Origin of the sequence: Collinsella aerofaciens, from assembly GCF_015560135.1 — a bacterium.
In the GTDB taxonomy this organism is placed as follows: domain Bacteria; phylum Actinomycetota; class Coriobacteriia; order Coriobacteriales; family Coriobacteriaceae; genus Collinsella; species Collinsella aerofaciens_AN.
Map to the genome: position 1 here is coordinate 1 of NZ_JADMRH010000007.1, position 21,581 is coordinate 21,581.

General features: G+C 61.6%; 16 protein-coding genes. 2 read left to right on the forward strand and 14 right to left on the reverse strand.

From position 1 onward, the window contains the following. Positions 1-452: 452 nt before the first annotated feature. Positions 453-1,427: a nucleoside hydrolase gene (locus I2H19_RS04395; RefSeq protein ID WP_195621531.1), complete on the reverse strand. Its 975-nt coding sequence runs from the start codon at positions 1,425-1,427 to the stop codon at positions 453-455. Positions 1,428-1,457: 30 nt separating this feature from the next. After that, positions 1,458-2,420: a ribokinase gene (locus I2H19_RS04400; RefSeq protein WP_195621533.1), complete on the reverse strand. Its 963-nt coding sequence runs from the start codon at positions 2,418-2,420 to the stop codon at positions 1,458-1,460. Between the two features lie 186 nt (positions 2,421-2,606). Between I2H19_RS04400 and I2H19_RS04405 the strand changes: the two genes are divergently transcribed. Next, on the forward strand, positions 2,607-4,859 hold the full coding sequence (locus I2H19_RS04405; protein ID WP_195621535.1) for an acyltransferase family protein: 2,253 nt from the start codon (positions 2,607-2,609) through the stop codon (positions 4,857-4,859). A 434-nt stretch (positions 4,860-5,293) separates the two neighbouring features. Here I2H19_RS04405 and I2H19_RS04410 read toward each other — a convergent pair whose 3' ends face one another. The 8 genes from I2H19_RS04410 to trhA form a co-directional block, all read right to left on the reverse strand. Then, complete coding sequence (locus I2H19_RS04410; RefSeq protein ID WP_117640528.1) at positions 5,294-6,490, reverse strand: Nramp family divalent metal transporter; 1,197 nt, start codon at positions 6,488-6,490, stop codon at positions 5,294-5,296. A gap of 74 nt (positions 6,491-6,564) precedes the next feature. Beyond that, positions 6,565-8,409 carry a magnesium transporter gene (locus I2H19_RS04415; protein ID WP_195621545.1) on the reverse strand — a complete coding sequence of 615 codons (1,845 nt, stop codon included), beginning with the start codon at positions 8,407-8,409 and terminating at the stop codon, positions 6,565-6,567. A gap of 331 nt (positions 8,410-8,740) precedes the next feature. Further along, positions 8,741-10,147, reverse strand: a complete 1,407-nt coding sequence (locus I2H19_RS04420) for a polysaccharide deacetylase family protein (RefSeq protein ID WP_229089782.1) — start codon at positions 10,145-10,147, stop codon at positions 8,741-8,743. A 72-nt stretch (positions 10,148-10,219) separates the two neighbouring features. Further along, positions 10,220-10,975 carry a PRC-barrel domain-containing protein gene (locus tag I2H19_RS04425; protein ID WP_195621547.1) on the reverse strand — a complete coding sequence of 252 codons (756 nt, stop codon included), beginning with the start codon at positions 10,973-10,975 and terminating at the stop codon, positions 10,220-10,222. Next, positions 10,975-11,364 (reverse strand): YtxH domain-containing protein, encoded by a 390-nt coding sequence (locus I2H19_RS04430; RefSeq protein WP_152074498.1) that lies wholly within the window; start codon positions 11,362-11,364, stop codon positions 10,975-10,977. The genes I2H19_RS04425 and I2H19_RS04430 overlap by 1 nt, the downstream gene beginning before the upstream one ends. A gap of 136 nt (positions 11,365-11,500) precedes the next feature. After that, a complete protein-coding gene (locus I2H19_RS04435; protein WP_229089783.1) occupies positions 11,501-12,334 on the reverse strand; it encodes a cyanophycin synthetase family protein in 834 nt (277 codons plus the stop codon). Positions 12,335-12,358: 24 nt separating this feature from the next. Continuing rightward, the gene (locus tag I2H19_RS04440; protein WP_195621549.1) at positions 12,359-13,732 is read right to left on the reverse strand and encodes a hemolysin family protein; all 1,374 of its coding nucleotides are present in this window, start codon (positions 13,730-13,732) and stop codon (positions 12,359-12,361) included. 114 nt (positions 13,733-13,846) lie between these two features. After that, complete coding sequence (gene trhA, locus I2H19_RS04445; RefSeq protein WP_187323830.1) at positions 13,847-14,530, reverse strand: PAQR family membrane homeostasis protein TrhA; 684 nt, start codon at positions 14,528-14,530, stop codon at positions 13,847-13,849. A gap of 186 nt (positions 14,531-14,716) precedes the next feature. On the opposite strand from trhA, the gene I2H19_RS04450 reads away from it, so the two are divergent. Continuing rightward, the gene (locus tag I2H19_RS04450) at positions 14,717-15,682 is read left to right on the forward strand and encodes an alpha/beta hydrolase (protein WP_195621551.1); all 966 of its coding nucleotides are present in this window, start codon (positions 14,717-14,719) and stop codon (positions 15,680-15,682) included. Positions 15,683-15,845: 163 nt separating this feature from the next. Here the strand turns inward: I2H19_RS04450 and I2H19_RS04455 are convergent, their stop codons facing one another. The 4 genes from I2H19_RS04455 to I2H19_RS04470 all read right to left on the reverse strand — a co-directional run bounded on the left by I2H19_RS04455 (position 15,846) and on the right by I2H19_RS04470 (position 21,511). Continuing rightward, positions 15,846-17,051: a DUF362 domain-containing protein gene (locus I2H19_RS04455; protein WP_195621553.1), complete on the reverse strand. Its 1,206-nt coding sequence runs from the start codon at positions 17,049-17,051 to the stop codon at positions 15,846-15,848. Positions 17,052-17,357: 306 nt separating this feature from the next. Further along, entirely contained in the window at positions 17,358-18,002 is a 645-nt protein-coding gene (locus I2H19_RS04460; RefSeq protein ID WP_195621555.1) for a class I SAM-dependent methyltransferase, read from the reverse strand. Positions 18,003-18,122: 120 nt separating this feature from the next. Continuing rightward, positions 18,123-20,789 (reverse strand): ABC transporter permease, encoded by a 2,667-nt coding sequence (locus I2H19_RS04465; protein ID WP_195621557.1) that lies wholly within the window; start codon positions 20,787-20,789, stop codon positions 18,123-18,125. 8 nt (positions 20,790-20,797) lie between these two features. Next, positions 20,798-21,511: an ABC transporter ATP-binding protein gene (locus tag I2H19_RS04470; protein ID WP_229089784.1), complete on the reverse strand. Its 714-nt coding sequence runs from the start codon at positions 21,509-21,511 to the stop codon at positions 20,798-20,800. Positions 21,512-21,581: the final 70 nt, after the last annotated feature.

A 21,581-nucleotide genomic window follows, 5' to 3' on the forward strand; every position in this document is an offset into this window, starting at 1 on the left:
GGCGCTCGGGTTCCTGACGCCGGCGCGCGTGCTGCGGATGGCCCTCGGGGAGGACGCCTCCGCCCTCATGGACGCGTTCGGGATAGAGGAGCTGGCGCCCGGCGAGCTCGACCTCACGCCCGGCTGCATCGAAAGGGCCAGGGCCGCGAGGGGCGAGGGGCCGCTGGCGGGATAGGCGGCGGGCCGGGACATGGGCCGGAGGGCCCGTTGCGCTGAGTCCGGAACGGCTGCGCGGCGGGCTGGCGGAGCGTGCGGCGGCGGCATGGGGGCACCGGACTCCACAGCCCCTCCACCTGCGGAAACGAAGTGATGGCCAGGTGCCGGGAGCTATTTCCGCGTTGCGCTAGCTGCGGAAACGCGGGGTCCGTTCAGGCTGTTGCGTTGAGATTGAAAATCAACCGTCGGCCCGCCAGCGGCCACATCGAGCAGATGGGCGTGCTTCGATCCCGAGCCTAGCCCAGGACGCGGGCCATACGCGCCTTGAACTCGGACAGGAAGCGTGGAGCATCCACAGTCAGCGCCACGAGCGCGCTCTTGTCCGGATCGGACAGACGGTGCTCGTCGCAGATGGTGCGGCCGCGATACTCGCCCAGCAAGTCAACACGCAGGTTACAGCTGAGCGCACCCACGAGCGTGGGGTCAATCGCCACGGCGACGGCAAGCGGATCGTGCAGCGCGCAGCCACCCAGGTAGGGGGCGTTCATCTCATACGAGCCAATGTAGTGCTCCACCATGCTCGCAAACGCGCAACCGGCCATGGTGCCCGAGCCCGTCCAGCCGGCAATGTCGCGACGCGTGAGCACCACGCGATGCGTCACATCCAGCCCCACCATAGTGAGCTTGCGGCCCGAACGCAACACGGCATCGGCCGCCTCGGGATCACTTGCCATGTTGGCCTCGGCGCCCGCACTCACGTTTCCGGGCACGGTAAGCGCACCGCCCATCACGACCATGCGACCGATAGACATCATCGCCGCCGCATCACGCTCCAAGGCAAGCGCCAGGTTGGAGAGCGGACCGGTCGCCACGTAGATCAGATCGGAGCCATAGGTGCGCGCGGCATCAATCAGGTAATCGACCGCCGCGTTACCGTCGGCCGACGTCGCCCCCACCGGCTCGTACGGCGACGCGGGCACGCTCGCCCCGCCAATGCCGTTCTTGCCGTGGATGAGCGTGGTAGACGCCGGCGGTGTATAGGGCTCAGTCGCCTTAATGGGACGATCGGCGCCCAGGTACACCGGAACCTCGGGGCGACCCAGCAGATCGAGCACCGCCAGGCAGTTGTGCGCCGATTGCTCGACGCGCACGTTGCCAAAGCACGTGGTGATGCCCACGAGCTCCACCTCGGGGCTCGCGATGGCATAGGCCAGCGCCATCGCATCGTCCACACCCATATCCAGATCAAGGATCAGCTTCTTGGTTGCCATTGTTCTACTCCGCTTCTCCGTCTTTATCGTTTAACAAAACCAATGTTCAACTTCGGCGCGCGTGGGAATCGATTGCTGAGCGCCCAGGCGCGACACCGTCACTGCCGAGGCGCGAGCACCCGCGGCCATGCACTCAAAGAGCGGCAAGCCCTTTAGGCGAGCCGCCGCCAACGCGCCGATAAACGTATCGCCCGCGGCCGTCGTATCGACGACCGCGCTCGAAAGCGCCGGCATGCGCAGCGGCTCGCCGTCATCACCGAGCGTAACCGAACCGGCACCGCCCAGCGTAATGACCGCGGCGCCGGCGCCCTTAGAGAGCAGGGCGTTGAGCGCCGCGACGCAGCTCTCATCGTCCTTGGGCAGGATACCCGTCAGCACCTGGCACTCAGTCTCGTTGGGACAGACCAGGTCGACCGCAGGCCAGACCTCCGCAGGCAACTCGCAGGCAGGAGCTGGATTAAAGACCGTATAGAACCCCAGCTCGTGAGCGCAAGAGAGCGCCGTGGCCGTTGCCATCAGGTCACATTCGCCCTGGGCGATAAAGACGCTTCCGGCAGCCGGGGCAAACTCACAAACATCGCCATCGAGCTCATCGGCCACCAGACGTCTCAGCGCGCAGGCAACGTCCTCGCCCGCAAGCGCATGGTTGGCGCCCGGTGACAGCACGATGCGGTTGTCGCCCTCGCAGCGAATGATGGTCGCTGTTCCCGTCTCCACGTCATCGCGACGTGCCACAAAGTCACAGTCCACGCCAGCATCTTGGAGCCCTGCCACGAGCGCATCGCCAAACGCATCGCGACCGACCGCGCCAATCATGCACGTGCGCGCACCCATGCGCGCGGCGGCGACGGCCTGGTTAGCGCCCTTGCCACCGGCGTTGGTGATAGAACCGCTGCCGCCGACGGTCTCGCCCGCGCGCGGCATGCGCTCGCACGCCACCGAAAGGTCCATGTTCATGCTGCCGAACACCGCAACGATGCCGCGATCTGCCATGGAAACCTCCTCGTCTGCGGGCCTTACGCCCACCGTCGGCCGTCGATCGTGCGCTCTCGCACCTCTATAACTTTAGTTCACTTTGATGTGAACGCGCGCTTGAGGTTACGCCAGCAGCAAGCATTCACAGGAGCAGGCAGCTACAATGAATATGTGCTGATTATTCTCGTCATTGGATGATGTTTTATGGAGCAACTCCCACAATCGAGCCCACGCGGCCCGCGCCGCGCGCCCGATAACCGGTCGGCGCACGAACGCCCGCGCGCCGACCGCCGCACCGGCGAGTCGCGACGCGGCCCGAGCCCACATCGAACGCCCACCAACAAGGACGCCCATACAGCCAAGACCAACACCAGCGCCACACGCTCGTCCGCTACCTACCAGCAGGCGCCCGCTCGTCCCAAGTCCCGCTACATTCCTGCGCTCGACGGCCTGCGTACGCTCGCCGTCGTCGCTGTGGTGCTCTATCACCTCAACCTCACGTGGGCTCAGGGCGGCCTGCTCGGCGTCACGATCTTCTTTGTGCTTTCGGGCTATCTGATCACGCGCTTGCTGCTCAACGAAGTCGCTAAGACCGGCCGCATCGACCTTAAGAGCTTCTGGATTCGCCGCATTCGCCGCCTATTCCCCGCCGTGGTAACGGTAGTGTTCGTGACCTGCGCGCTGTGCACCATCTTTAACCACGTGATGCTCACCAAGATGCGCCCCGACATCCTACCGTCGCTGCTGTTCTTCAACAACTGGTGGCAGATTGCCCAAAACGTTTCGTACTTCAATGCTCTGGGCGACCCCTCGCCGCTCACACACTTTTGGTCGCTCGCCATCGAGGAACAGTTCTACCTGATTTGGCCGCCACTGCTGTTTGCCATGGTATCCATGCATGTGAGTAAGCCCAACACGCGCCGCGTGGTTCTGGGCCTTTCCGCGGTAACTGCCCTCGCCATGATGGTGCTTTACAACCCCGCCGCCGACCCCAGCCGCGTGTACTACGGCACCGACACCCGCGCGTTCTCGCTGCTGCTGGGCGCTTGGATGGCCTTTATCCCCGATCGCGACCTGGCGCCGGTGCGTCTCGCCCATCGCCTAGGACTCGACCGCCTAGTTCGTGCTGCCAAGCGAGGTAAGCTCGACAAGAACGCCAAGGGCGGGCATGACGAGAAGACCGATTCCGCAGCCGAGGCCGCCCCGGCACAGCCGAGCGCCCTCGTGCGCTTTTGGTCCTCGCCCGCATCCATCGACGTGTTGGGCGTCGTGGGCCTGGTTGGCCTTGCCGCCATGGTCGCGCTCACCAACGGCTACACCGCGTTCCAGTATCGCGGCGGCACGCTGTTATGCTCCATCCTCACGCTCATGGTCATCGCGGCCTGCGTGCAACCCCAGGGAATGGTTGCCCGCGCGCTGTCCGCCGAGCCGCTCGTGTGGGTTGGCAAGCGCTCGTACAGCATCTACCTGTGGCACTATCCGCTGCTGTTGCTCATGAACCCGGTCGCCAACATCAACGATACACCGTGGTGGCAGTACATTTTGCAGGTGCTGTTGGTGGTCGCCGTGGCCGAATGCTCATATCGCTTTATCGAGACTCCGTTTAGGAAGGGCGCCTTTGGGCGCACCGTCGCCGAATTCCGCGATGGCACCACCACGCCTGCCAACTGGGTACGCGCGCATATTCCCGTGTGCGCCACTTGCGGCATCGTGCTCGTCATCGCGCTGGGCGGCTTGATCTTTGTACCGGAAACCTCCGCGCTGAGCGGCGAGGGCGCCGAAGTCCTCAACAAGGAAGCTAAAAACGCTGCGCCCACGGACCAACAGGCAGCCGACGACACCGACAAGGACAACGATGGCTTCCCCGATGGATCCTACGACCTGCTGATGATCGGTGACTCCGTGTCGCTACGTGCCGTGGACGCCTTTGATGGCGTGTTCCCGCACAGCCATATCGATGCCGAAAAGGGCCGCCAATTCGATGCGGGCCGTGCGACATTTGAGGGCTATATCCAGCAGAACCTTGCCGGCAAAATCGTTGTCTTTGCCCTGGGCACCAACGGCTTGGTGACCGACGATCAAATCGATGCCATCATGGCCGATGCGGGAGACAAGCGCATTGTCGTGTTTGTGAACACGCGCAGCCCGCAGCCGTGGGTTGGCTCGACCAACCAGGCCATCGCCAACGCCGCCACGCGCTACAAGAACGTGCGCGTTATCGACTGGTACGGATACAGCGCCAACCGAAATGACCTGTTCGATGGCGACGGCACGCACCTGTCGACCGCCGGCGTGACCGAATATCTCAACCTGATCCACGACGCGGTCAAGAAGGACCTGCCCGTGCACCCCGAGGATCACGTCAACGATCCTCAGCCGGCGGCCGTCAAGTCTGCCACCGACGCACTCGTCAACGCCCTCGCCTTCAAGCCGCACAAGCTGGGCGCCAACAAGTAATCCGGCAGCTTGGGACGTTCCTTTTATGCCGGCACCTTGGGACACTCCCGCGACAAGCGAAAGCCGCCCCTGGGCTGTCAATTCCAGTCCAGGAGCGGCTTCGTAACAACATGCCAAGGGGCCGTGGGCAAAAAAGGGCAAATATGAGTACTGTTGCTATTTTAGTAGCAGGCAAATCCGCCCAAAATGGCGTCCGAGCGACCCCTGCAAACCACCAAAGCGGCCAACCTAGCTGGATTAGAGCCTGCTGAGGTGAATTTTAATGTACACACTCTAGATTGTGTACATTATCTTCTTGCACATAAATGCTATCGCTCTAGCAACAGTACTCATATTTGGCATTTTTTGCCCACTGTTATATAACTAGCCCCTATAGCAAGCAAAAAGCAGGCCGCAACCCATGGCAGCGGCCTGTTTGGAGTCCAAAAGAGGCGCTAAGCGCTGTAACCCATCGCCTGCAGCACAAACATGACGACCGTGAGCACCGTAATCACGGCGATAGTCGCCCAAGTGAGCACGTTCCACACGCGGCCGTTGCGGTTGGCACCCATAATGTGGCGATCCGCCGCGATAACCACCTGGAATACCAAGACTACAGGCAGTAGCACGCCATTGATGACCTGTGAGGTCATCATAATCTGGAACAGATCGACGCCGGGCATAAGCACCAGCACGGCAGAGATACCGATGATGGCCGTAATGATGCCGCGATAGACCGGGGCCTCGTCCCAGCTGCGGTCGGCACCGCGCTCCCAGCCAAATGCCTCGCAGATAGCGCTCGACGTAACGCCCGGCAGCACGCAGGCGGCCAAGAAGCTCGCCGCGACCAGGCCCGAGGCAAACAGTACCGTGGACCACTGACCCGCAATAGGCTCCAGTGCGCGGGCGGCATCGGCAGCATCGCTAATCTGAATGCCCGCCGGGAACAGCACCGTACCGGTCGTGATGATAATGAAGCCCGCAATGATATCAGCAGCGATCGAGCCGCTCACGGTATCGATACGCTGCAGCACGATGTCGTCCTCGCCCGCGTTCTTATCGACCACGTTGTTCTGCGCCAAGAAAATCATCCACGGCGCGATGGTGGTACCGATCGTTGCGACCACGAGCGACACGTAGCTGGGGTCATTTTGAATGTTAGGCACGACCAGGTCGACCGCGACCTCACCCCAGTTGGGGCCAGCCATAAACGCGGCGACAATATAGGTCACGAAGACGCAGCTTACCAGCAGCAGAATCTTCTCGATGCGCTGGAAACTACCCGACATGGTAAGCATCCACACCAGCAGCGCCACCAACGGCACCGAGATGCTCGCCGGCACGCCAAAGAGAGCAAGGCCGCTGGCGATACCCGCAAACTCCGAAATGGTCACAGCCGTGTTGGCGATCAACAGCGCCGCCATAGCAAGTACACTCTTGCGCACGCCAAAGCGCTCGCGAATGAGCGATGCCAAGCCCTTGCCCGTGACGCAGCCGCAGCGCGCCGCGGTCTCCTGCGTCACGATGAGCAGCACAGTCATGACGGGAAGCATCCAGAGCATCTTGTAGCCATAGCTGGCGCCCGCGCTGGAATACGTTGCAATACCGCCGGCGTCATTGCCCGAAAGCGCCGCCAGCAGACCGGGACCCATAGCGCCAAAGATGGCCGCGATGGTCAACTTTTGCTTGGTGCCCGACTTTTGCTTGGTATTTTGCACGCGACCACCTAACCCATGACCGACATGGTGAGCAGCACCGCAGCGGCGCAGTACGCTACGCACGAGATCATGACGGCAATAACGTTCATGGCGGTGCCCGACGTGTTGAGGTCATGCTCGTCACGCCAGAACAGCACCATCAGGTAAATCACGGCGCTCATGTTGCCAACCAGGCAAATGATGGCAGCGATATTAAAGCACCCGGTAAAGAGTTGCTCCTCAAACATGGGCGCATCGGGGAACGCAGCGGTGCGCACCAGCTGGGCGCACAGATAGGTCACGAGTGACAGAATCAGGCCCATGCCCGTGCTCTGGAAGAAGAACCCCAGATACGGCTTGGGCTCGTCGTCGTGACCGTCATACTCCAGGAAGTAGTTCTTGACGAACGACACCATGCGCGAGGCCGCCAGCAGCACGAGCGGCATGGCGCACATGGGGAACACCACCAGATGCGCGGAGCCGAGCGCCGTCCCCAGCACGGTCGCTATGATGCACGACGCGATGCCCCATACAACAACCCAGTACTGGCGATGCACGAACCAGCTGAGCACGTTCGTCGAGTCGTCCGACGCGCTATCGCCCGATCCGACACCGGCGATCTGCAGGTCCTCCTGATGCTCCTCGGCGATAACGTCCATGGCGTCGTCGAAGGTTACGATACCCAGGATATGACGGTTCTCATCGCAGACAGGGATGGCAACCAGGTCGTACTTGGTCATCTCGTCCGTTACGTCTTCCTGGTCCTCGTCGGGCGACACATAGACCAGGTCGCGATAGGCCAGCTGACCCAGCGTGGCGTCGCGGTCGGCTACGATCAGCGTGCGCAGCGAGAGCACGCCGGTGAGCATGCCGCTCGGGTCCTCGGTATAGACGTAGTAGACGCTCTCGAAGTCCTCGTCGAGCTCGCGGATCGCCTCGATGGCGTCACCGACCGTCGCCGTAGCAGGCAGGGCGACAAACTCCGAGGTCATGATGCGGCCGGCGGTGTTGTCCTCGTAGCCCAGCAGGTTACGAATCGCCTTCTCCTCCTTGACGCCCATCAGGCGCAGGAGCTTCTCGGCCTTCTCGTAGCTGAGCTCGTCGATCAGGTCGGCAGCGTCGTCCGGGTCCATCATGGCCAGCATCGACGATGCGTCGGTGTCGGACAGGCCCTCGAGCATCTCGGTCATGAGCTCGTCATCATCGAACTCAGAGATGGCCTCGGCGGCCTGGGCGGTGTCGAGCTGCGCGAACACCTGCGCACGCAGGCGCGGGTCGAGCTGCTCGATAATGTCGGCGATGTCGGCAGGGTGCAGCTCGCCAAGCGTCTTGTGCGACACCGAAAGCTGGATGTTCTTGGTCGAGCGGTCGAGCAGGTCCATGTAGGACCAGGCGATGATGTCCTCGCTGAGCGGCTTGCCCAGGTGCTTCATAAAGCCCTCGACGACATGCTCGAGCGCGGGGCTGATGGCGCGCAGCAGACCGCGGGCGCCGACCTCGGCACCCAGCAGACGCAGCTGGTTTTCGCCCGACATGGAGAACTTAATGTCGTTTACGCGCACGACCTTCATGCCCTGCGTGTCGACGATCTGCTTGTTGAGCACGTCGCGCGCCAGGAGCAGCTCCGTCGGCTGCAGGTAGGAAAAGCGGATATTAGTGGCAGACGTATTGAGATACACGCCCGTCTCGTCAATGCGATCGACCCATTTGCGCCAGCTGATCATAAACGGCGTCTTGCCGGGGCCGCGGAACGCGAGCGACGTCACGTGCGGAAAAACTTCGCCGGTAGCAATGCCAAAATCGTTGACCACGCCGAGCTTTTCGCCGTCGACGTCCAAGACCGGCAATTTGAGCATCTCACTCAGATAATTCAATGGTGCTCCCCATCATTATTCCTGCGGACCGCGGCCGAACGGGCACACTATCCGTGGACAATTGGATATGTATACGCATGCGCGGGCGGCACGCCGCTCGACGCTTACACCCCGTGCATGCGCAAAAAGCACCTGCATGGGGTCATCGACTGTATGGTCGAGGTTTGGATTTCACCTGTAACCTTTCTCTTGACCCTCATTAACCGCAGTAACTATAGCATCAGCATCGCCCTGCGGCATCGAATTTATGCTCTGCACATTGCAGGCATACCAAACGCTGACGCATCCGTGACATAGTCATTGGGGACGTTCTTAAATGACTACCCAATGACTACTCTGTGGTGTCGTCGTCCTCGGCAAGTTGGGGGAACACGGCGTCCTTGGGCATGGTGACCTTCGTCAGCGAGGTGAGCTTTTTGCTCAGCGACGTGTCCGTCTTGACCAGGTCGCTGAGCGTCACGATCTTGTAGCCGTCGGCAATGAGGCCGTCGATAATCTGCGGCAGCGCCTCGAGTGTCTGCTCGGCGCATTCGTCTCTATCGGTGAGCAGCACGATATTGCCCGGCGTCACCGAATCGAGCACCGTCGAGACCTGTTCGTCGGCACCGTTGAGCAGCCAGTCGCCCGAGTCGATATTCCACGAGACCACGGCGGAGACCAGGTCCATCGCATCAATCCAGTTTTGCTCGTCAAAGGCAGCGTAGGGAGCACGCAGCAGCATCGTCTTCACGCCGGTCGCCGACTTAATCGCATCGGTGCCTTTCGTGATCTGTTCACGTACTGCCTCACGGTCCTGACCCTTGAGCGAATCGTCGCTGTAGCTGTTGGATCCGATCTCGCACCCGGCATCGACAATCGCCTTGGCCGTGGCAGGCGAGGCCTCGGCCGCATCGCCCGAAAGGAAGAACGTCGCGGTGACGCCCTTTTCCTTGAGCACCTGCAAGATCTGCTTGGTAGCGCCGCTCGGACCCTCGTCAAACGTCAGCGCCACGTACTTTTTGTTGCCCTTGGGCGCCACGCTGGCGCACGCAACAACGCAATCGGTGGCGGGCACAACCTCGCCGCGGTCTTGCGTCTTGCCCGACTGCTCACCAATCCACACCTCGGAGCGGCCCTGGACACCCCATGTCTGCACATACTCGATAGCGCCCGTACCCTCGACCTTGAGCTTGGGCTCGATAACCGTAGCCTGAACCTCGTGCTTCTCGTAGGTGTTACGGCCATCCTTGACCGTCACCTTCTCGCCGCCCTCAAGTTCGCGGCTATCCCATTTACCCTGCTTCACGCGCTTGCCGTCGACCTTCACCGACAGCTTTTCGCCCCCATGGCGCTTGAGCACGCTGTCATCGACGGCCAGCAGGTCGCCTGCGTCGTAGGTGTCAGTCAACTCCTGGTCATCGATGAGATTCTGCAGCGTAGAGCCCACACGCACCGCGGTCTTCTGGCCGTTGAGCTCCACGTCCACACTGCGGTTGACGTAGCCCACGACGGCAGCGATAAACAGCACGAGCGCACAGCCCACGGCGATGAGCGCATAGGGCAGGCGAGACGAACGACGGGGTGTGCGGCTGTTGCCGATGCGAGCGCTGCGGTCGCTAAAGCCGCGGCTATGGTTGAGATACATCGCGCCGGGCTTACGGTGACGCTTGCGCTGACCGATGGGCAGCTGCCCCAGATCGCGGCGCGCCGTCGGACGCGCACCCGAACGCCCGTTTAAGTTGGATCCGTTTTGGCGCATGTGCCCTCCCCCATAAACACAGCAAGCCGGAGCAACAGGTCTCCGGCTTGCCTCCCATCATTTGGTACGTCGCTATTTTGTAGCTTTTGACGAGCCTCCGCTCGCCTTTTGGTATTCGTCCTTAAAGGCCTTGAACATGCCGCGCGTCTTGCCGAGCTGCTTGCCCAGTGCGCGACTGCCTTTGTCCACGGCAACCGATCCCTTGTCATCGAGCACCTTGGCGCCCTTCTTGACCTTATCGCCCACCACGACGCTTGCCTCGGCAGCCTTTGCGGCGGCGCCGCCCGAATACCCGAGCGACTTGACCTCGTCCGAAACAATCATCGCGCCGTCCGCATAGCCGCGCAGCATCGTCGGCGGCACCTGCGTGTCACCAACCAAAACACTCGAAGCAGCACCGGCGGTCACATAGAATGCCTGCACGATGCCCGAGCGTGGCTTGAACTCAACGTCCGAGCAATAGCCCACGACGTCGCCTGATTCCGTGCGCACGTCCATACCGACCCAGATGATGCAATCGTCCAGGTTGATGTCGAGGCGCTTGGCAGCGGCGGCATCGTACGTGTCCTTGACGTCATCGACCGCAATGGCGCCCTCGTAGACACCAATGGCGTCGAGCGCTACGAATCGGTCGGGGCGCTCGATCATGCCCGCGATATCGGACTGGCGGACCATAAAGCCCACCACGCGCGTGCCGCCCGGGGTAAAGACGGGAAAGTGAATCTTGCCGAGCTTTTTAGGGCTGCGCGGCGTGCCGTCCTTTTTGGTGCGCTTGTCTTCGGCAGGCTTACGATAAACCTTGACGCCGACAAAATCCCCTGCGCGCATTATGCCTCGGTCGAGGGCTCCGTGGCCTCGGTGTCGGCCTCAGTGACGTTCTCGACCACGACGTCGGCAGCGGGCGTCACGTTGCCGCCCGAGATGGCGTTGTTGAGCTGCTCGCGAAGCTGGTCCATGCGCTCGCGGGCCAGGTCGACCTTGGCGCGCAGGTCATCGGTCTTGGCGTCGACCATCGGACCAAAGTCGTTGACCGCGGCGCGGGCCTCCTCGGCACCGTGCTCGTAGGTGTCACGCATGTTGTCCCAGGCATCGTTGGCGATATCGGCGGCCATGGCGCGGGTCTCGGCACCCGAGCGCGGGGCCAGAGCAACGCCGATGATAGCGCCGGCGGCAGCACCAAAGAGCGCACCGGAGACAAAGCTGAAAGTCTTTCCCATGATCATTCCTCTCCTGCGGGCACCTCGATGCCCACCATTTGAATGCTGTCCATTATACCCGCAGCGCAACACTTGCCGTCGCGCTCATCTGCGTACGGTAAAAGCGCAGGAACATGATGGTGATAAGTGAGCGAACCTACTCCTGCGGCATAGCCGGCATGGCCACCGTGGCGGCCGGATCCTCGCCGGCGCCATCAACGAGCGGCAGGCTGCCCTCGTGCGCCGAGCCGGACGGAGCCGTTGCCGCACCGCCAAAGACGGCCGCGGGGGCCTCGTGGTTCTCGGTGACCGCACCCTCGGTATCGATTGGCATCTGCGGCTCGTCGTCAAAGCTCGGGACGCCTTGGGGCTCCGCAGACTCGGGCTCAGCAGGCGCCTCGGCAACGGGCTCAGCGTCGGCGTCGGCAGGAACGTCGCCCTCGGGCGCATCCTCTGCCACGTCCTCGCCGTTCACAGCGGCGACGGCCTCGTGCGGGTCCTTGCCCTCTGCCTCGGCGCGCATGCCCAACACCAGGTTGCGCAGACCCGCGACCGTGCCTTCCACGTCGGGGGCCGGCTGGTCGGCGTGCAGGTACGCCCAGTCCATCATAAAAGTCGCCGACGACAGCGCGCCAATGGCCAGCGCGTCATCGGGACACGAAAGCTCGACTTCAAAGACACGCTCGTCATGCTCGCTCACGCGCGTGCGACCGCACGAAATGCTGCCGGCAAGACCGGTCTCGTTCATGAGCTCGACCGTCACGTGCTCCAGCAGGTGGCAAAGCTCGGTCTGGCCCATGCAGTCCTGGAACTCGCGACCCGAATCGCCCAGGCACAGATGCTTGGCAATCGCGGGTACCAGGTAGTACACGCGCGCCGTGGCCTCGATATCCTCCGAAGTCATGAGCGGCATGCCGGGGTTCACCAGCACGTGCGCGCAAATCTTGTCCTCGCTGACGGTGACCTTAAGGATGTTGAACAGGCCTGCCATAACTCTCCCCTACTCGTCCTTGCCCTACTCGTCGCCGTCGTGCGGGTCCGCAAGGCCCGCACCCGACGCCGCCGGCTTCTCTGCCGAGGACTCGGAATCCTTCTTATCGGTTTCGGCCGGAGCGATCACGCGAATGAGCGAGATGCGCTGGCCACGCATCGACTGTACCTTGAACTTGTACCCTGCGACCTCAAACACCTCTCCGATGTCGGGCACCGAGTCGCAAAGCTCCAAAATCCAGCCGGCGATGGTCTCATAATCATCGCTTTCCTCGAGCGGCCAACCAAGCTCAATCGCGTCATCGCACGAAAAACGCCCATCGACGAGCCACTCACGGCGCGAGAGGCGCGTGAGATACTTGTTGTCGGGGTCGAACTCGTCCTCGATCTCGCCGACGATCTCCTCGACGATGTCCTCGATGGTGATGATGCCGGCCGTGCCACCGTACTCGTCCACGACCACCACGATCTGGTCGTGCGAGGTCTGCATCTCGGACAGCAACGGCAGGATATCCTTGGTGTCGGGCACAAAGGTGGCGTCGCGCAGATAATCGGCGATGGGCTGGTCACCCTTGCCGTCGAGCGCGGGCTGGATCAGGTCTTTGATGTGCGCGATGCCCGCGACGTTGTCGGGATCCTCGTGATACACCGGGATGCGGCTGAAGCCGGTCTGGCGCATGGTGGACAGCACGTCGGCGACCGTCTCGTCGTCCTCGCACATGGTGGTGTCCACGCGCGGCACCATGACCTCGCGGGCAACGGTGTCGCCCAGGTCGAAGATCTCGTGGATCATGCGCTTTTCCTCGTCGAGCAGGTCGTCCTGCTCCGAGACCATGTACTTGATCTCTTCCTCCGAGACGTTCTGGCGGTCATCGGCGCTCTTGATGCGCAGGATGCGGGCCAGGCCATCGGAGCAAGCGCCGGTCAGCCACACGAGCGGATGGGCGATCTTTTGGAACACGGAGAGCGGTCCCACGACCTGCTTGGATACGCCCTCGGCGTTGGCGAGACCGATGCGCTTGGGCACGAGCTCGCCGATCACGATGGACACAAAGGCGACGGCGACGGTGATGATGACCGGCGCCAGGCCGCGCGCGATGGCGGAAAGCGGCGCGATGCCAAAGCTCATGAGCCACGCGGCAAGTGGGTCGGATAGGCTCGTCGACGCGACAGCGGATGAGGCAAAGCCCACGAGCGTGATGGCGACCTGGATGGTGGCCAACAGCTGATCGGAGTCGGCGGCGAGCTGGATGGCGCGCTCGGCGCGCTTATCGCCCTCCTCGGCATCGTGCTCCAACACGGCGCGCTTGGCCGTGGTGAGAGCCATCTCGGACATGGAGAAGTAGCCGTTGATAAGCGTCAGGACGAGCGTGGTAATAAGGGAGATGGTTATGTCCATCGGGAGTTTCTCGAACCTCCAAGATTCGGGACGTTAGGTAGCAGGCGTAGGTGACGGATAGGGCAGTTGCGCCCGGCAGCCACTTGGATGGGTCCGCGGGCACAGATGCGATCGCTAGATTACGAAGAGGATCACTGCCATGAACTGGAAGATGCTGCCGGCAAGCACCCACAAGTGGAAAACACTGTGCAGATAGCGCACGTTTTTGGCGATATAGAACGGCACGCCCACGGTATAGCACACGCCGCCGACGGCGAGCAGGGCAAGCGCGACGGGGTTCAGCAGCGCCACAAGCGCGGGCAGCTTAAAGACGACAAGCCAACCCATCAGCAGGTAGACCAAGCCACTTACCCAGTGTGGCTGACGCTCGCGCAAAAAGCACTCGAGTGCGATGCCGATGATGGCGATGGCCCACACGGCAAAGAACAGTATGGCCCCGCCGTCGTTCGCCAGCGTGATAAGGCAAAACGGCGTATAGCTGCCGGCTATGAGCAGGTAGATGCAGCTGTGGTCGATGATGCGAAACACGCGCTTGGCACCCGCGGGCTGAATCGCGTGGTAAAGCGTGGAGGCCAAGTATTCGAGGATGATACTGACGCCGTAGACGATCGCCGCGGCCATGTGTGCCGGTCCTCCGCCGCGCAGGGCGGCGAATACGATCAGAAGCACGAGGCCTGCAATACCCAGCAGGCATCCGACACCATGGGTAACGGAGTTCATAATCTCCTCGCCCACCGTGTACTGCGGAACGGCCGCGGCCTTAGGTCGCGGCTTGGAACTGTCGCTCGAATCGGACATGCCGGTTACATCCTCCAACGTAAATGGTTCTCAACACTATATCAAAGCGTCTGGATACGTGCGAAATTTGCACCTTACGTGACCCTTTGTTTACCCATTCTTTGCTTGTTGACGCATCAACGGCAAACGTCCATAATGCGCTTGTTTTAAATGTTGATGTATTAACATCTTATAGGAGAGCGACTAATGGCTCAAAATACACGCCCCCACCGAGGGCTCAAGATCGGTCTGGCCGTTGCCACGGTGCTCATTGCCGCGGTGCTCGGGTTTGCCGGCAACTTTTTGTTTGACTTTGCCCTGAACCCGCGTGCTCCGTACACCATGAAGATGATGCAGGACGGCAAAGACGCCAAAAAGGGCGAGCAGATGGACGTCGAGGAGACCGAGGCGCGGGCGTGGTTTAAGGAAAACCGCGAGAGCAGCAACCTCACCGCGGACGACGGGACCGAGCTTGCCGCCTGGTATTTTGCTGCGTCGGAGAGCACGCACGACTACGCCGTCTGCCTGCATGGATATACCAACGAGCCCATCGGTATGGCCCGATACGTCAAACGATTCCATGACCGCGGCATGAACGTACTCGCACCCGCCGCCCGCGCCCACGAGCGTTCCGGCGGCGACTATATCGGCATGGGCTGGCCCGAGCGCCTCGATGTCATCGCATGGATCGAGCGAATCGTTCAGGCTGACCCCGAGGCGCGCATCCTGGTCTTTGGCGAGTCGATGGGTGCGGCAACCGCCATGAACGTCGCGGGGGAACCTCTGCCCGCAAACGTGAAATGCATTATCGAGGACTGCGGTTATACGAGTGTTTGGGACGAGTTTTCTCTGCAGCTCAAGGACGTGTTCGGCCTGCCCAGCTTTCCCTTGCTCGATGTAGCGAACTTGGTGTGCAACGTGCGCGCAGGCTACGACTTTCATAAGGCAAGCAGTGTGGAGCAACTCAAACACGCGACGGTTCCCATGCTGTTTATCCACGGCGACCAGGACACCTTTGTGCCGTACGGCATGCTCGACCAAAACTACGACGCGTGCGCCAGCAAGGTCAAGCAAAAGCTCACTATCCATGGCGCCACCCACGCCAAGAGTGCGCAGGTCGACCCCGAACTCTACTGGGACACGGTCGACAACTTCCTCGATAAGAATTTTTAGGCAAAAAGCAACGTCTGAGGTTTTGTTGTCAAAAAACGGTTTGTGGTCGGCGCTATTCGATTTTCCTCGCACTTCCGAAAAGCCGCCCGTGAGCGCTGTGCTCACGGGCGGCTTTTGCTCAACTAACGCTACAAAAGCGCTTGATGTGTCCAATAGACAGGTGTTACTTGACCTCGATAAGCTCGTACTTGCTCGTGCCCAGACCGATCTTCTCGGCGTGCGCGATGCACGCGCGCCAGTCGGTGTCGGGATGCGTGATGCAGAAGGGGTCACGCGCCTGCTCGCCCTCCAGATGCTCGTGGTTGTGCTCCATCTTGGCCGCGCTATCGGTGAGCTCGGTGTTGGGCAGCGGCTCGGATGCCATGACGGCATCGGCGCAGGCCTGGTCGATGGCGACCGGGTCGAAGCTCGCGAACATGCCGATATCGTTGACGATAGGCGTGTCGTTTTCGGGATGGCAATCGCAATTGGGGCTGATGTCCATGGCAAGCGAGATGTGGAAGCTCGGGCGGCCGTCGACAACGGCCTTTGTATACTCGGCGATCTTGCAGTTGAGCACGTCGGCCGCGGCGTCATAGCCGGGCTTGATGCAGTCCTGGTTGCATGCCGCAATGCAGCGTCCGCAGCCCACGCAGCGATCGTGGTCGATGGCAGCGACGTGAACCGTGCGGGTGTTGCCGTTGGCAAGCTCGCGCTCGCGGGTGTCGTCGAACGAGACAGCGTTGTGCGCACAGATCTTTTCGCAGGCGCGGCAGCCAACGCAGTGCTCGGCCGCGACGTTCGGCTTGCCGGCGGCATGCTGCTCCATCTTGCCGGCACGGCTGCCGCCTCCCATGCCCAGGTTCTTCATGGCGCCGCCAAAACCGGCCTGCTCATGACCCTTAAAGTGGGTGAGGCTGATCACGATATCGGCATCCATGAGCGCCTGACCGATCTTGGCCTCGTGCACGTACTCGCCGCCCTCGACCGGGACGAGCGCCTCGTCGGTGCCCTTGAGGCCATCGGCGATGATGACCTGGCAGCCCGTGGCATACGGGGTAAAGCCGTTCTGGTAGGCGGTGTCAATGTGCTCGAGCGCGTTTTTGCGGCTACCGACGTAGAGCGTATTGCAGTCGGTGAGGAAGGGCTTGCCGCCCAGCTCCTTCACCACGTCCGCGACGGCGCGGGCGTAGTTGGGGCGCAAAAAGCTCAGGTTGCCCAGCTCGCCAAAGTGAATCTTGATGGCGACGAACTTGTTCTCGAAGTCGATCTGCTCAATACCGGCGTGACGAATGAGGCGCTTGAGCTTGTCGAGCTGGCTCTCGCGAGCATGCGTGCGCAGGTTGGTGAAGTACACCTTAGCGGGTGCTGCGGGTGCAGTTACGGTCATAGATATATCCCCTCGGTCTATATGGCGTTACAGACATAGAGGATGGTACCAGTTAAAGCAGAGTTAAAGTCAAGTACGGTACCTAGTCATTGGGGACAGACTTAAATGACTGAAACCACTCATTGGGAACGGACTTAAATGAGTGCCTCGCCACCTGGCAGCTAGGGACGCGCCGTCACGTTTGTGGCGGCGCGCCTTGGTTTGGCGGCGCGTTCTGGCGTGGCCACAATCTGGTTTGATGGCGTGCCCTGGTGTGGCGGCGTTGACGGCGTGCCTTGGCGTGACGGAGCGACCTGGCGCGGACCGCTAGCCCTTTCGCGCGACCAGATGCGCGCGGAATCCCTTCTGTGCCTCGAGCTTGAGCGGGGTGAGCCCGGACTCCTCGACGAGCGCGCGTAGCTCGGACAGCTTGAGGATGCGCACGTCGCCATGGCCCAAGAGGCGTGCCAGCGGTAGCTCGATGTTGTTCATGAGCCAGACCGCGACATCGTTCGAGGTGTAGTCGCGAAGGACCAGTCGCCCGCCGGGCCGAAGGACGCGTGCCACCTCGGCGAAAAACCTCTCCGGATGCGGGTAGTGGTGGAAGCTGTTGGAGCAGAGCACGGCGTCGAAGCTCCGGGGCTCGAAGGGCAGTGTCTCCGCGTCTCCGACGACAAAGCTGACGTTATCGAGCTGCTTTGCCCGGGCGACGTCGATCATCCCGGGTGTGAGGTCGAGTCCAGTCAAGTGCTTGCTGGGGTACCGGGCGTGGAGCAGTTCTAGGACGGCTCCGGTTCCACAGCCCACGTCGAGCGCGTCCTCGAACGGTTCGAGCTCAAGCTCCTCGAGCATTTGCGGATAGTCGTCCTTGCACATCTCGTAAATGCCGGCATGGCCGGATTCGTAGACCTTTGCCGCCTCGGTGAACTCCTTGATGGAGAGCTGCTTGAGCTCCTCTGCCGATCTTGCCATGGGTCTCCTTCTGTTCGGGGAAGTCTGACGTTGCGCGCGTTTGCCCACGTCGGGCCTGGCGGGCAAATAACGCGGGGGCACCCTTCCTTCGGTTCGTGCCCCCCGCGTGCGGGCGGTTCTCTATTCCTGGACCTTCAGCGCCTCGGAGAGGCTCACGCGCTTGATGGAGCGCGTGTGCAGCAGCGCCACGACCAGGTAGGTTGCAAAGCCAATGCCGACACATGCCGCCATGGACCAGGCGGGCACGTAGATCTCGATATTGCCGTTGTAGGCGAGCAACATCGAGCGGAAGATGGCCGTGAGCGAGCCAATAATGACCGGCAGGCTCAGCACGAGCGACGCCGCCACGCACAGCGTGATCGAGCGGATGTACAGATGCGAGATCTCGCTATCGCGATAGCCAAAGACTTTCATGTAGCTGATCGAACGGGCGCTGTGGTCGATCACCGCTTTGGTCAGCAGGTACATAAACAGCAGGAAGATAAACACCGCGAGCCCGATCATCATTCCGATCATTTTGCTCATCATGCCGATGAACTGGTCACCCACGGCGCGCATGTCGTCGGGCGTGGTGTCGCCGGCAAAGTAACGAGCATCGAGGTCGAGCTTCTCGTCGCTCACATAGCCGTTAAAGTAGGCAGCGTCGTTGCCGAACAGCTCGTTAAAGTCGTCGATACTCATATAGATATTCATGTCCGACTTGGAGCCCCAGGCACAATCCTTGCCCGCGTACTCAAGGGAATAATTCTTGCCCTCGTACTTGTCGCGAAGCTTAACCTCCTGCCCCTCGTTCCAGCCAAACTTGTCGAGTAGGCCGCCGCCAAAGACGACACGACCGTCGCCGACGTTGAGGTCTTTCCAATAGCGCGAATTGGATGAAATGCCGTAAACGGAAATCGTCTCCTCGCCATTTCCATCGCCGCGATCGTATTGCAGCTGGTAGATGGCGTATTTCTCGGCCTGTGCAATTGCGCCCGCGCCGTTGTCGGTCGTATTGACCGGGTGGATATCGTCGTTGTCGGTGTCGATCTTAGAGGCCTTGTCGATCAGGTCGATGGCCTCATCGCGGTTGCAGCCGAGGGCATCGGCAAGATCGTCAAGGCGCGCGTAGAGCGCATCCTTCTTGTCCTGGACCTTGGCGAGCGCGTCCTGCGCCGCGACCAGGCTCTCGGCAGACGGAGAGCTGGTCGCGGCATCAGCTGCCGTCTGCGCCGCATCGGCCACGTCGTCAAGCTCGTCATCGGCATCTTGGGCGGCGGTGAGGAGCGCACCGTCCACCGACTGCAGGCGCTCGAGTGCCGACCACTGCTCGCGCTCCTCGGCGATGCCTTCAAGCTCCAGCGGAGCCTTGAGCGTGTACTGATGCTCGGCGACCAAACTCGTCTCCAGGTTGTCCGCGTAGTGCGTCATCGTGGGCAGAATCGCCAGGCCAAAGAGCAGTAGCAGCGACGCAAACGCGATGCCCACGAAGAGTGTGGCGAAGTTGCCCAGGTTGCGCAGGAAGATGCGCAGGCGGAAGCGCGAGACAAAGCCCATGCGCTCCGGCAGCTGCAGACCGCGCTTGGTGCCCGATTTGCCGCTCGCTTCGTGACGAAGGAACTGCAACGGCGTCTTGCCCATTTTGCGGAGCAGACCCACCAGCGTGATGAGGATGAGCGCGGCGGCGGGAACCACGGCGCACTTCACAAAGATCTCCCAACTCCAGTACACCTGGAAGGGCGGCAGGCTGTACGAACCGTAATAGAGGCTGCGCATGGGCTCGGTAAAGAACGCAATGCCGAGCGCAGTGCCCAAAAGCGCCGCGACCACGCCCACGATGGCGGGAAGCGCAAGGTAGTGCAGCACGATCTCGCGTCGACGATAGCCACTGGCGAGCAGCGTGCCGATGATGGCGCTCTCCTCCTCGATGGTGGCGTCGGTAAGAACCACAAAGACAAACGCCATGATCACGATGATGATGTCGAGCAACGTCATCCACATCATGGAGTCGCCGTCCACGTCGTCGCGCGCATAGCCAATGCCCTGGTTGGAATCGGCATCGATCAGATCGTCCACGCGCGCATCGGCGTCGGTCAGCGCCTCGACCATATCCTGTTCGGCATCGGTACGGTCTGCAGTGGAGAGGTCGCGATCGGTAAAGGTGAAGGAGTAGGTGTAGGCGGGTGCGCCGCCGGCATCCTCGAGCGCGGCAAAGCCGCCATCGGTGACCTCGGCCACGCCGTACGTGATGGTGTTCACCGTAAAGTCCGAATTGTTGAGGAACAGCGCCTGGCTATCGGGCTGGGTCATGATGCCGCAGATGGTGTAGGTGCGGCCCTCGAGCTCGACTTTATCGCCCACGGCAAGGTCGTTGTTGGTGGCAAAGACGCGGTCGATAGCCACCTCATCGTCCGTCTTGGGCTCCTTGCCCTCACAGTAGGACGCGATATCGACCTTGGTGCGGTGCGCATAGGTGCGCAGCGTGCGCTTGGTGCCGTCGTCGCCAGACGCCTTTTTGATGATGGCGTCGATGGAGAAATTCTTGTAGAGCGTGACGCCGCCGACGTCGTCGGCCGCGCCCTCGGCGGCCTTGAGCTGCTCGTCGGTAGCCTCGAAGGAGGTGGTCACGCGGCCGTCCTCAATCGTGTAGTCGTCGCGCATATCGTCGATAAGGCAACCGATGGAATGCGCCGCGAGCAAAAAGCCCGAGGTAAGGGCGATGCTTCCGCACATGAGTAAAAAGATGCCTAGGTACTTGCCGATATTGCGGCGCAGCTCGCGCGGGAGTCGCTTTGCGAGAGGTGTCATGGCGCCGCCTACCAATCGAGCTCGGCGGCCGCGACGGGCGACTCGTTGAGCTCATCCTCGACGATGCGCCCGTCGCGCAGGCGCAGCACGCGATTGGCCATGCGCGCGATGGCGGCATTGTGGGTGACAATGATGATGGTGCAGCCGTAGGTGCGGTTGACATCCTCCATGAGCTGCAAGATTTCCTTGGACGTCTTGTAGTCAAGCGCGCCCGTGGGCTCGTCGCACAGCAGCAGGCCTGGGTTTTTGACGAGCGCACGGCCGATGGCGCAGCGCTGCTGCTGGCCGCCCGAGACCTGGCGCGGGAACTTGTTGCGGTGCTCATAGAGACCCAGCGAACGCAGCAGGTCGTCGATGTTGAGCGGCTTTTTGGACAGGTGCGCTGTGACCTCGATGTTCTCCTTGATGGTGAGATCGGGCACCAGGTTGTAGAACTGGAAGACAAAGCCCAGCTCACGGCGGCGATACTCACCCAGGTCGGCGGCGTTGAGCGTGGTGAGGTCGCAGCCGTCCACCAGAATAGAGCCGGCGTCGGCATCCTCCAGGCCGCCGATCAGGTTGAGAAAGGTCGACTTGCCCGAGCCCGAGGGACCCAGCATGACGCAGATCTCGCCGCGGTTGATGGACGCGTCGATGCCATCGAGTACCGTCAGGCGCGCATCACCGTCGCCGTAGTGCTTTTTGAGATCCTTGACCTGGACGTAGGCTTTCTTCGTCGCCATACTACCCCCCATTGTTAGCCTCATACTACTTTATGAACGTAATAGTAAACCTTGGCGAACTATTTTTGGG